The organism is Pseudomonas khorasanensis (genome assembly GCF_014268505.2).
GTDB classification, from domain to species: Bacteria; Pseudomonadota; Gammaproteobacteria; order Pseudomonadales; family Pseudomonadaceae; genus Aquipseudomonas; species Aquipseudomonas khorasanensis.
Genome location: NZ_JABWQP020000008.1, coordinates 206,984 through 219,124, shown reverse-complemented (window position 1 = coordinate 219,124; position 12,141 = coordinate 206,984). Strand labels below are relative to the sequence as shown.

General features: G+C 59.3%; 11 protein-coding genes and 1 pseudogene. 4 read left to right on the top strand and 8 right to left on the bottom strand.

The features are described 5' to 3' along the window. Window positions 1-297, top strand: a pseudogene (locus HU727_RS18010) (RHS repeat-associated core domain-containing protein); the annotation flags it as partial. A gap of 81 nt (window positions 298-378) precedes the next feature. Here HU727_RS18010 and HU727_RS18005 read toward each other — a convergent pair. Continuing rightward, a complete protein-coding gene (locus HU727_RS18005; protein ID WP_186532864.1) occupies window positions 379-1,098 on the bottom strand; it encodes a tellurite resistance TerB family protein in 720 nt (239 codons plus the stop codon). Window positions 1,099-1,277: 179 nt separating this feature from the next. After that, window positions 1,278-1,463, bottom strand: a complete 186-nt coding sequence (locus tag HU727_RS18000; RefSeq protein WP_186532863.1) for a hypothetical protein — start codon at window positions 1,461-1,463, stop codon at window positions 1,278-1,280. A gap of 404 nt (window positions 1,464-1,867) precedes the next feature. On the opposite strand from HU727_RS18000, the gene HU727_RS17995 reads away from it, so the two are divergent. Beyond that, the gene (locus HU727_RS17995) at window positions 1,868-3,496 is read left to right on the top strand and encodes a glucan biosynthesis protein D (protein ID WP_186532862.1); all 1,629 of its coding nucleotides are present in this window, start codon (window positions 1,868-1,870) and stop codon (window positions 3,494-3,496) included. 177 nt (window positions 3,497-3,673) lie between these two features. Here HU727_RS17995 and HU727_RS17990 read toward each other — a convergent pair whose 3' ends face one another. The 3 genes from HU727_RS17990 to HU727_RS17980 form a co-directional block, all read right to left on the bottom strand. After that, entirely contained in the window at window positions 3,674-4,780 is a 1,107-nt protein-coding gene (locus HU727_RS17990) for an NADH:flavin oxidoreductase/NADH oxidase (protein ID WP_186532861.1), read from the bottom strand. A 245-nt stretch (window positions 4,781-5,025) separates the two neighbouring features. Then, window positions 5,026-6,735 (bottom strand): single-stranded-DNA-specific exonuclease RecJ, encoded by a 1,710-nt coding sequence (gene recJ / locus HU727_RS17985; RefSeq protein ID WP_186532860.1) that lies wholly within the window; start codon window positions 6,733-6,735, stop codon window positions 5,026-5,028. A gap of 53 nt (window positions 6,736-6,788) precedes the next feature. After that, a complete protein-coding gene (locus HU727_RS17980) occupies window positions 6,789-7,331 on the bottom strand; it encodes a YaeQ family protein (protein WP_186532859.1) in 543 nt (180 codons plus the stop codon). A gap of 146 nt (window positions 7,332-7,477) precedes the next feature. On the opposite strand from HU727_RS17980, the gene HU727_RS17975 reads away from it, so the two are divergent. Both HU727_RS17975 and HU727_RS17970 read left to right on the top strand, forming a co-directional pair. Beyond that, entirely contained in the window at window positions 7,478-8,677 is a 1,200-nt protein-coding gene (locus tag HU727_RS17975; RefSeq protein WP_186532858.1) for a CaiB/BaiF CoA transferase family protein, read from the top strand. 1 nt (window position 8,678) lies between these two features. Next, window positions 8,679-9,578, top strand: coding sequence for a TIGR02285 family protein (locus HU727_RS17970; protein WP_186532870.1), 900 nt, complete (start codon window positions 8,679-8,681; stop codon window positions 9,576-9,578). Between the two features lie 176 nt (window positions 9,579-9,754). On the opposite strand, the gene HU727_RS17965 is transcribed toward HU727_RS17970, so the two are convergent. From HU727_RS17965 to HU727_RS17955, 3 genes are all read right to left on the bottom strand, one after another. Continuing rightward, complete coding sequence (locus HU727_RS17965) at window positions 9,755-10,036, bottom strand: DUF3509 domain-containing protein (RefSeq protein WP_186532857.1); 282 nt, start codon at window positions 10,034-10,036, stop codon at window positions 9,755-9,757. 162 nt (window positions 10,037-10,198) lie between these two features. Then, entirely contained in the window at window positions 10,199-10,606 is a 408-nt protein-coding gene (locus HU727_RS17960) for a response regulator (RefSeq protein ID WP_186532856.1), read from the bottom strand. Between the two features lie 117 nt (window positions 10,607-10,723). Continuing rightward, the gene (locus HU727_RS17955) at window positions 10,724-12,097 is read right to left on the bottom strand and encodes a transporter substrate-binding domain-containing protein (RefSeq protein WP_186532855.1); all 1,374 of its coding nucleotides are present in this window, start codon (window positions 12,095-12,097) and stop codon (window positions 10,724-10,726) included. Window positions 12,098-12,141: the final 44 nt, after the last annotated feature.

Sequence of the window (12,141 nt, the reverse complement as noted above, 5' to 3'; positions counted from 1 at the left end):
CTGATGCAAGGCGACCGCCACTACGATTACGACGCCTACGGCAACCTGATTCGTGAACGTCGCGGCACCGGCCAGAAGCTCGTCACCGAATACCGCTACGACTGGCAACGTCAGCCTGCCGGGAGGCAGCACCGCGTCCTACAAATACGACGCTTTCGGCCGCCGTATCAAAAAAACCGTTGACGGCCACACCACCGAATTTCTATAGCAAGGCGAACGCCTGATCGCGGAAAGCAACGAGCACCACACCGCAGCTACGTCTGTGAACCCGGAACCTTCCGTCCGCTAGCGATGCTACACAGGGACAGTTACCACAACCAGCAAGCCGCCGGTTGTTTCCCAGACATCCACACCAGCGGCACCCGCTTAAACACGCTATCAAACCGTCGCCAACCGCACCTGCTTCTCCAACTCCACCTTCAACCCCGGCTCCAATTTCAACTGTCGCGCCAGTTCATCCAGATAGCTCTTCTCCATGAAATTCTCCTCGTCCACCAGCATCACACTGGCGATGTACATTTCTGCCGCCATTTCCGGCGTACTCGCCGCGCGGGCGACGTCGGTAGGGTCCAGGGGTTTGTTGAGTTCGGCGTGGAGCCAGTGCTGCAGTTCCTGGTCATTATCGAGTTTTGTGAACTCGCCTTCGATCAGTTCGCGCTCACGCTCATCGATGTGGCCGTCGGCTTTCGCGGCAGCAACCAACGCTTTGAGAATCGCCTGGCTGTGCTGCTCGACTTGCGCTGGTGGCAGGCGGTCGAGGGTTTGTGGTTCACGTTGTGGTGCGGTGCCTTTTTGGGCGTTGTAGTTGCCGTAAGCCTTGTAGGCCAGCACGCCCAACGCGGCGAGGCCGCCGTAGATCGCGACTTTGCCGCCGACCTTGCGTACCTTTTTATTACCGAGCAGCAACCCCATTGCGCCGGCCGCCAATGCACCACCGCCCGCGCCGGAGAGCAAGCCACCGAGGCCGCTGCCGGAAGATCCGCCGAGCAAGCCGCCCAAGCCGCCGCCGGTTGATTTGTTTTGCGCGCCGCCGGCCTTGTTTTGCAGCATTTCCTGCCCGGACTTGAGTAATTGATCGAGCAATCCACGGGTGTTCATGTTCCGCCTCCAAACAAGGTTATCGGATCTATAAGGCCCTCAGCCTAGTTCGAAAGTGCCCTTGTCCATCGAGCGAGTGTGCTTCCAGATGTTGCTCGACACCCAAAGTGGGACCGCCCTAACCGCTAAGCAAAGAAAAAAGGGCAGGCTTTACAGCCTACCCCTGCTCCGCTGAGGGTTTAAAACCTCGAAACACTCCTCATCGCGTCCACCAGATAGCGCATCGCGATTCGATCACTCTCCGACAGCTCTCGATAACGCTCCACCAATTTCAACTCCTCGGAATTGAGGCGGCGTCTTCTGCGCCCGCCGCCCAAGCAAGGAAAGATGCCCAACATTTCGGTGATGCCTTGTATTTTTGTCATGGACGATGTCCTTCTCTAATACGTCAAAGAACTGCTAAACCACCACATCGCCCTGCCCCTTTCAGCAGCGTCGTGTGCCCCACCGGCGCGAAGGCTCGCGACCGGTCATGCCTATAGAATAGAAATTAAATCGGCGCTGAAAAGGGTTATTTAGAGTAATTAGTCGAGAAAAGCAGATATGCCGTCTAAATCAGAAAGTCCTGTCGGAAAAAATACTGACATGTCTTGTTTCATTGCCACATCGAGCCTTGTAATCAATCATTTTTGCTCGACAATCGAACGGTTTAAGCTAGCCGGCATCTGTTACTAGTCCGTTGCGTTTGGCCGAAGGCATGTCCAAACCGATATTTCTGATCCAGCACGTGCCAGGAAAGGCGCGGGATTGCACACGACAGGTTGTATCTATGCACCGCAGGAATTTGCTCAAAGCGTCCATGGCCATTGCGGCTTACACCGGTTTGTCGGCGACAGGCCTTCTGGCCACTCGCGCCTGGGCTGCCAATGGCGGCGCCGCCGATGGCGCGGCGCAAGCGTTCGACTTCGAAGCGCTCAAGCGTCAGGCCAAGCAACTGGCCGGCACTGCTTATCAGGACACCAAGCAGGTATTGCCGCCGACGCTGGCGACCATGACTCCGCAAAATTTCAATGCGATTCGCTACGACGGCGACCATTCGTTGTGGAAGGAGAACAAGGGCCAACTGGACGTGCAGTTCTTCCACGTCGGCATGGGGTTCCGTCAGCCGGTGCGCATGTACAGCGTCGATCCGAAGACGCGCATGGCCCGCGAGGTGCATTTCCGCCCGGCGCTGTTCAACTATGAAAACACTTCGGTCGACACCCAGCAGCTCAAGGGCGATCTGGGTTTTGCCGGCTTCAAGCTGTTCAAGGCGCCGGAACTGGATCGTCATGACGTGGTGTCGTTCCTCGGCGCGAGCTACTTCCGCGCGGTGGATGCCACTGGCCAATATGGCCTCTCGGCACGCGGTCTGGCGATCGATACCTACGCGAAGAAGCGCGAAGAGTTTCCTGACTTCACCAAATTCTGGTTCGAAACGCCGGACAAGAACGCCACGCGTTTCGTGGTGTACGCCCTGCTCGACTCGCCAAGCGCCACCGGTGCCTATCGCTTCGACATCGATTGCCAGGCCGAGCGCGTGGTGATGGAGGTCGACGCGCACATCAATGCGCGTACCGCCATAGAACAACTGGGCATTTCGCCGATGACCAGCATGTTCAGTTGCGGCACCCACGAGCGCCGCATGTGCGACACCATCCACCCGCAGATCCACGATTCGGATCGCCTGGCGATGTGGCGTGGCAACGGCGAGTGGATCTGCCGTCCGCTGAACAACCCGGCGAAGCTGCAATTCAACGCGTTTGCCGACAAGGACCCGAAAGGCTTCGGACTGGTACAGACCGATCACGAGTTCGCCAACTATCAGGACACCGTGGACTGGTACAGCAAACGCCCGAGCCTGTGGGTAGAACCTACGACCGCGTGGGGCGAAGGCTCCATTGATTTGCTGGAAATTCCTACAACCGGCGAGACCCTCGATAACATCGTGGCGTTCTGGACACCGAAAAAACCGGTGGCGGCCGGGGATTCGCTGAACTACGGCTACAAGCTCTACTGGAGCGCCCTGCCCCCGGTCGGCACGCCATTGGCGCGGGTGCATGCGACCCGTTCCGGCATGGGCGGCTTCGTCGAAGGCTGGGCACCGGGAGAGCATTACCCGCCGGTCTGGGCGCGTCGCTTTGCCGTGGACTTCAATGGTGGCGGTCTGGAGCGTTTGCCGCAAGGAACGGGGATCGAGCCGGTGGTTACGTGCTCTCACGGCAAGGTGCAGGACTTCAGCGTGTTGGTGCTGGACGACATCAAGGGTTACCGGATTCTGTTCGACTGGTACCCGACCAGCGACAGCGTCGAGCCGGTGGAGCTGCGGTTGTTCATCCGCACCAATGACCGCACGCTGAGCGAGACGTGGTTGTACCAGTACTTCCCGCCGGCACCGGACAAGCGTAAATATCCGTGAGGGTTTGAAGTCCGCTCTGGCGTTGTTCGCGAGCAGGCTCGCTCCCACAGGGTACATATTCCAAATGTGGGAGCGAGCCTGCTCGCGAAGAGGCTTGCTCAGGCAGCGCAAATTCCATCGGGCAAAACAAAGCCCCGACCATCACTGGCCGGGGCTTTTTGTTTTCTGGCATCGCGCTCAATCGCGCAGATCAGACTCATGAATCGGCTGATCACGATGGGTCGCGCGCTGGTACTGCGCAGGCCACACCGCTTTGCGTCCTCCCAGGTCATCGTCGGCATGCAGCGGCCAGTACGGGTCACGCAGCAGCTCGCGGGCGAGGAAGATGATATCGGCCTGACACGTTCGCAAAATGTGCTCGGCCTGCGCGGGCTCGGTAATCATTCCCACAGTACCGGTGGCGATGCCTGACTCCTTGCGGACACGTTCGGCGAAGCGCGTTTGATAACCAGGCCCTACCGGAATTTCCGCATTGGCCGCGGTGCCGCCCGAAGACACATCGATGAGATCCGCGCCCAACGCGTGCAGGCGACGCGCCAGCTCTACGGTTTCGTCCGGGTTCCAGCCATCTTCTACCCAGTCGGTGGCCGAGACGCGGACGAATACCGGCAGCTCCTCAGGCCATACCGCTCGCACCGCTTCGGTGACTTCCAGCACCAGACGGATTCGGTTTTCAAATGAACCGCCGTACTGATCCCGACGCTGATTGCTCAATGGCGACAGAAACTGATGCAGCAGATAGCCGTGCGCCGCATGCACCTCAACCACACTGAAACCCGCCGTCAACGCGCGTTTGGCCGCGTCGACGAAGGCCTGAATCACATCGGCAATCTGTGCCTCATCGAGTTGCTTCGGTTGCGTGTGCTGCGGGTCGAAGGCGATTGGTGACGGGCCGACCGGGGTCCAGCCGCCATCCTCAGGCTTGACGCTGCCGTGCTTGCCGATCCATGGGCGGTGGGTGCTGGCCTTGCGTCCGGCGTGCGCGAGTTGAATGCCGGCGACGGCCCCCTGGGCAGTGATGAAGCGGGTGATGCGTTGCAGCGGGGCGATTTGTTCATCGTTCCACAGGCCGAGGTCTTCGGCGGTGATCCGCCCGTCGGCCGTGACCGCCATGGCTTCGGTGAAGACCAGACCGGCACCACCCACGGCACGGCTGCCCAAGTGCACCAGATGCCAGTCGTTGGCCAGCCCGTCAACGGCCGAATACTGGCACATGGGCGAGACGGCGATGCGGTTGGGCAGGGTCAGTTGGCGAAGGGTAAAAGGTTCAAGCAGCAGACTCATGGGGCACCTCTCGAATCAGTGGGCAGGCTCCAGGGTTCTGTTTGAAAAGTCGACGAGTGACAGTGAAAGGGCGCAGCGCCCGCCCCCGCGGGCAAAAAATTCGGCAAGACGTCACAAGGCCAATCAAGCAGTGTTTAGAGCCTAGTTGACAACCGAGGGGAAAGGAGGGTTCAAGACGTTTTCTTTGAGTGGCACCGAACCTGTGGCGAGCGAGCTTGCTCCCTCGCCACAAAAGCAATCAGGGTTCAGCGCGGTTCGATATGGGCAATCATCAATTGCACCGTCTCGTTGCCGCGGAATTCGTTGACGTCGAGTTTGTAAGCCAGCTCAACCCATTGAATGGTCGGGTTCGGCCAGATATCCCGGTCGATACCGAACGCAATGCCGTCGAGTTTCACTGAGCCACATTCGCTTTTCAGCACCACTTTGAGGTGGCGTTCGCCAACCACCCTCTGCTCGACCAACTGGAACACGCCATGGAACAGCGGCTCCGGAAAGTGCTGCCCCCATGGCCCGGCGTGGCGCAGAGCGCGAGCGAGTTCAAGGTGGAACTCCTCGACCGCCAGCGTGCCGTCCGAGAGCATGCGCCCAGTGAGGTCTTCCTCGCGAAGTTGCCTACGCACCTCAGCGTCAAACGCCTCGGCAAACAGCGCAAAGTTCTCCTGCGGCAAAGTCAGACCGGCCGCCATCGCGTGGCCCCCGTACTTGGCGATCAGATTCGGATGCTGCGCTGCCACTACGCTCAACGCGTCACGAATATGGAAGCCCTGCACCGAACGCCCGGAACCCTTGAGCAGACCATCACCGGCATCGGCGAAGGCGATAGTCGGACGGAAATAGCGCTCTTTCATGCGCGACGCGAGGATGCCGATAACGCCCTGATGCCATTCCGGATCAAACAGGCACAGGCCGAACGGCATCGACTCAACCGGCAAGTCCTTGAGCTGGGCCAGCGCTTCACGCTGCATGCCCTGTTCGATGGATTTGCGGTCCTGGTTCATGCCGTCCAGTTGCGCGGCCATCTCCCGGGCCATGTTGGCGTCTGCCGTGAGCAGGCACTCGATGCCCAGACTCATGTCGTCCAGACGCCCCGCCGCGTTCAGACGCGGGCCGACGATAAAACCGAGATCGGTGGAGGTAATCCGCGCAGCGTCACGCTTGGCCACTTCAAGGATTGCTTTGATGCCCGGCCGCGCCCGTCCTGCACGAATCCGCTCCAGGCCCTGGTGTACGAGGATGCGATTGTTGGCATCCAGCGGCACCACGTCGGCCACGCTGCCCAGCGCGACCAGATCCAGCAGTTCACCGATGTTCGGCTGCGGCCTGCTCTCGTACCAGCCGAGGCTGCGCAGGCGCGCGCGCAACGCCATCAATACATAGAAAATCACCCCGACACCGGCCAGCGCCTTGCTCGGAAATTCGCAGCCCGGCTGGTTTGGATTGACCAGCGCATCGGCCTGCGGCAGCTCATCGCCGGGCAAGTGATGGTCGGTGATCAGCACTTTGAGCCCCGCACGCTTTGCCGCCGCGACGCCTTCAACGCTGGAGATGCCGTTGTCGACCGTGATCAGCAACTGCGGCTCGCGGGTGAGCGCCACTTCGACGATTTCCGGGGTCAGGCCATAGCCATATTCGAAGCGGTTTGGCACCAGATAATCGACATGGGCCGCGCCCAGCAGGCGTAAACCGAGCACCCCGACGGTGCTGGCGGTGGCGCCGTCCGCATCGAAGTCGCCCACGATCAAAATGCGCTGGCGCTGCTCCAATGCTGTCACCAGCAAATCCACTGCCGCATCGATGCCCTTGAGCTGCTGAAACGGAATCAGCCGCGCCAGACTCTTGTCCAGTTCCGCCTCCGATTGCACGCCCCGCGCCGCGTAAAGGCGGGTCAGGAGCGGCGGCAGATCACCGAGGAATGGCAGCGTGGCAGGCAGTTGGCGAGGTTCGATACGCATGGGGTGACGGAGACTTCTCTTCAATACGTGGGAAATATCAGCAGTGCCGCGACTCAGCCGCGTTCACCTTGCAACCATTGCAACTGGACTTCGTGCTGACCACGATCATCAGTGACGAAGATTGTCCCTTCACTGATCATCACGTCCCACTTGATGACGCGGGGCATGTCCTTGGCGAGGGTTTCCAGCACTTCCTGCGGGACCGAAGCGATGTTGACGTTCTTCAGGTTCTTGATCGCCGGGATCACCTTGGTTTCCCACACGCGCAGGCTGCCGTAGGCCAGCAGACTGGTACGCTCGGTGCGACGCGAGCACCAGGTCAGGCGATCGGCGTCAGGCTGGCCGACTTCGATCCAGTGCAGGACACGGTCGTCCAGGCTTTTTTCCCACAGGGCAGGTTCATCCACATCCGACAGACCACGGCCAAACGACAACTGCTCGTTGTACCAGAGCGCGTAGGCCAGCAGCCGCACGGTCATGCGTTCTTCGGTCTCCGAAGGATGACGGGCGATGGTCTGCTTTACGCTCTCGTAGACACTGCGATCGAGGTCGGTGAGGTTCAGTTCGAATTTATAGGTAGTGGACGGCTGGGCCATGAACGGGCTTCTTGATACGAGGAAAGTCGGCAAGTCTAACCGATGCGGCAGGCAATCATCGAATTGATGGCGATCAACGTAGGGCGCCTGACGGCCGGCTATGTTAAAACCCAGTATCCGTTCAGCCGCGTCTTACAGGATTCAATATGCCGTTCGCCAACAAGCCGCTCAGCGGCGTGAAAGTCATTGAATTGGGTACGTTGATCGCCGGGCCGTTTGCCTCGCGAATCTGCGGTGAGTTCGGCGCTGACGTGATCAAGATCGAATCGCCGGACGGCGGTGATCCCTTGCGCAAGTGGCGCAAATTGTACGAAGGCACGTCTCTGTGGTGGTTCGTCCAGGCGCGCAATAAAAAGTCCCTGACGCTGAACCTCAAACACCCCGACGGTTTGGCAATTCTGAAAAAACTGCTCGGTGAAGCCGACATCCTGATCGAGAATTTCCGTCCCGGCGTGCTGGAAAAACTCGGGCTGAGCTGGGAAGTCCTGCATGCGCTGAACCCCAAACTGGTGATGGTGCGCCTGTCCGGTTTCGGCCAGACGGGACCGATGAAGGATCAACCGGGTTTCGGCGCGGTCGGTGAATCCATGGGCGGCCTGCGTTACATCACGGGCTTCGAGGATCGGCCACCGGTGCGTACCGGGATCTCCATCGGCGACTCGATTGCCGCGCTCTGGGGTGTAATCGGCGCGCTGATGGCGCTGCGTCATCGCGAGGTCAACGGCGGGCTGGGCCAGGTGGTTGACGTCGCGCTGTACGAAGCCATCTTCGCGATGATGGAAAGTATGGTGCCGGAGTTTGATGTCTTCGGATTCATCCGCGAGCGCACCGGCAACATCATGCCGGGTATCACGCCTTCATCGATCCACACCAGCGCGGATGGCAAGCACGTGCAGATCGGCGCCAATGGCGATGCGATCTTCAAACGTTTCATGCTGATCATCGGACGTGAGGATCTCGCCACTGACCCGATGCTGGCCAGCAACGACGGGCGCGACAGTCGTCGTGACGAGCTGTACGGCGTCATCGATCGCTGGGTCAATTCGCTGCCGTTGCAAACGGTGCTCGATCTCCTGAATCAGGCCGAGGTGCCAGTCAGCCGGATCTTCAGCGCCGAAGACATGTTCAACGACCCGCAATACCTCGCCCGGGAAATGTTCCTGCACGCCAAGCTGCCGGACGGCAAGGACTTCAAGATGCCCGGTATCGTCCCGAAACTTTCCGAGACCCCGGGTTCGTCCGAATGGGTCGGGCCGCAGCTTGGCGAGCACAACGCGCAGATCCTCGGCGGTCTGGGCTACGACGCGCAACAGATCGCACGGCTGCGCGAAGACGGAGCCATCTAAGCTGAAGCGTCGGCAGATATCAGGTACTGACCTCGCCTCTCACCGGTGGAGGTTGTTTGGTCTGCTGCTTCTGCTTGCGTTGCCGATAACGACCCAGGCAAAACCGACGCTGATCTGGCTGCTACGCGACATACCGCCGTTGACGATTCTTGAAGGCCCGAAAAAAGGCCTGGGTGTGATCGATCAGTTGATGCCGCAGTTGATCGCCGGCATGCCGCAATACGACCACACGATGATGCGGGTCAACCGCGCCCGTGGCCTGCAAATGCTGCAGGACAACCCGCTTGCCTGCGATCCGGCGTTGTTGTGGAGCGAGGCCCGTGCGCGGTCGGTCGCCTATTCGATACCGGCCATTCGCGCCGTGAGCAATGGGCTTGTGGTGCGTCGGCCTGATCGCGCTGTGCTTGAGCCTTATTTGATCGCGGGTGAGGTTGATCTTGCGGCGCTGCTGGCCGGTGGCAAACAGCACGTCGGCGTCGTTGCCGAACGCAGTTATGGCGAGTACATCGATAACATTCTGCAGCGGGCGCCCAGCGACGCACTGACCCCACATTACGGCAACGACGCGGTGACCAATTTATTGTCCATGCAGCGTCTTGGCAGGCTGCAAGTGGTTCTGGGTTATTGGCCGGAAATCCGCTATCAGGCCAGACAGGCACTGATTGCAGAAGATGAGCTGACGTTCTATCCGGTCAAGGGCGCCGAAAAATATATCTCCGGGTACATCGCCTGCTCCGGCACAGTGCAAGGGCGCCAAGCCGTCAGCGAAATCAACCAGCTTCTGCGAACCCTGCCCCGCGAACACCTGAACCAGCTTTATGCTCACTGGCTGGATCCGGAACGACAGACTGATTACCTGACCCAGGCCCGAGCTTTTTTCGAACATCAGTCCAGGCAGTAAGCAAACGCCAGACAAAAAGAAACCCCGAGGAGTGGGGAGACAACTCGGGGTTAAACGCGGTCTTCATCAGACCCGTAGCAGCAAGCGACAAGCACCGGAGCACAATGCTTGATCCTGCTGTTACGGAGTCTGACTGACAGGGATGCATGAAGGTTCCCACAAAAAATATTTCATCTTTACAGCACCGGACGCTTGTCCAGAGCCGCATTGCGCAACGCTGCGATGACGCACGGTTCCAGTCGTCCTTCAGCGATCATCACGTCACGGTGGAGGCCGTCCACCACGTCTGTCAGCAAGCGCTTGTCGCTCAACTGGGCATGATTGAATTCACGTTCCACCACAATTGCGCCGCTGCTGTTCTTCAGCGTCACCAGACATTCACCATGGCTGCCGCGAGGGGTCAGCGTCACCTGATACGGGCTCAGAGCCTCACCGAGCAATAGACTGATACTTTCCATCTCGATCTCCACTCAATAGTCCGAAAACACAGTGCCTGGGGCGTGTTCACAATAAATGACCACCGGCCCGAGAAGAAAGTTCTGCCTGTCGCGGCCCAATCTCTCAAGGCCGCGCCTGATAGAGCATGCACGGCGAAGATGACAGAAAAATAACCGCAGGCTTCAGGCCCCGGCGAGTTCCGGCGGTGAGATCAGATAGTTGTCCAGCAGGCCCCTCATCAACACCGCCGAGACCGGCGTTTGCAGACGACCCAGCAGGCGCAGGCGCTCTTGGCGGAGCATCGAGTCGAGGTCATTCAACAGACTCTGCGCGACCGAGCCCAGCAGTATCAGCGCGCGCGCTTCATGGTGCGTCGCAAGGTGGTGGATCAAGGCCAGTCCATCCCCACCTTTGAGTTGCGGATCGCAAATGGCAATATCGACCGCGCCGCGATGCCCCAGTGAACACAAAGCCTGGGCTAACGAAGGAGCGGTCAATACGTCGTAGATGCCGACAGCATTGAGCATCTGGTGCAATGCCATCAGCTGGAAGGGGTTGGGTTCAAGAATCAGGACTTTAAGCGAGCGCATGGGCGACCTCTGAAGCGATCATCGCGGACTCTCACCGCAGTTATCGTTCACTTTAGGGCAGGCGTCTTAAGCCTCCCATCAGAAAAGTAGCCGCGTCTTGCAGGACGTTTCCTTTCTTTATTGAAGACATCGGCACCCGCTCTCGGTCCGGCGTTGAGTGATGTCAGTCCAGCCCCCCAATAAGCCGCGCAATTTACCGTCACCGCTGTAAAACGGCACCGTCCACTGATAGACCTCTCGAGGCCCGCCATTGAACAACAACTGGCGCTTGCTGAAGCGCGACTTGCGGGTTTGCAACTGTGCGACGAACTCGTCATGCAGCATGCGCGCGGTGGCTTCGGGAAACGCATCGACCTCGATCAGCAAACGCCCCTGCATTTGATCCAGCCGCACCGATAGCGCCTCCTCGTAACTGCGATTGCAGATAATCAGGCGTCCTTGCAAATCACGAACGAATACCGGATCGGGCATGGAATCAATCAGGGCGTGCTGAAAGGCCAATTGATCGCCCAACTCCTTTTGCGCTTCGCAGCGTAACTTGATCACGGCCGCCAGACGCCTGTTCCACACCAACGACAGTATTGCGAAAGCGCCGATCACGCCCGTTCCCCAGCATGTCCACTCGATAAACCGCTGCCAGATGGACGGCACAGGCGTCGGCGAAATGCCTTCCAGCCATTTAAGACGAATCGCCCGCAACTCCGCAGCAGGGAAAGCTTCCAGCGCTTTGTTAAGAATACTCAGCAGCTCCGGCATGCCTTTTCGTACAGCCAGGTGATCAGCTTCCCACTTCCCCTCCACCAGGCCCCCGACCTGGAGCATGCCCAACGGATACAATTGCGCACCGATCTCATTTTCTACAGTTGCGTAGGCTTCTCCGCTCTCGACCAGCGCTCGTGCTTCGGCATAGGTCTTCACCGAGCGTATTTCAATCGAGGGGAAATCGCGCCGAATCATATCCTCCAGCGCATGCCGGGCCGGCAGCACCACGACACGTTTCGCCAACTGATCGAAAGATTCCACCCTGGGCGCGTTGGCATGCCCGACAAATACCCAACCGGCCCCACCGAAGGCGTGGCTGAAATCCAGAAACACCTTGCGATCGTCGCTCATCGCCAACGTCGTACTGATGTCCGCGGCGCCACTCTGCAGTCGCTCGAGCATGTGGTGGGTAGAAAACGATTCCTGATGTTCAAACTGCAGACCGGTCATCGCGCTGATGCGCTTGAGAACGTCGGTGTTCAGACCGCTCCAATGTCCATGTTCGTCCTGGAACAGGTAAAGCGGATATTGCACCGACGCCACCGTCACCTTGGGGTTGTCGAGAATCCATTGTCGCTCGTGCGCGTTCAGCGCCACAGGCTGGATACTCTCTGACGCATCCATGTGTTCCATTGCCATTTGCGCAGCCACGCCGCTGTGTCCCCACCCAAGCACCGCCGACAAAAACAACCAGCCCAGTACCGGTTTCAAAGCTCTGTAAAACAGCATTGCCATTTTCCTTCGTGATCGACTCACCCGTCCTTCATGGGTGA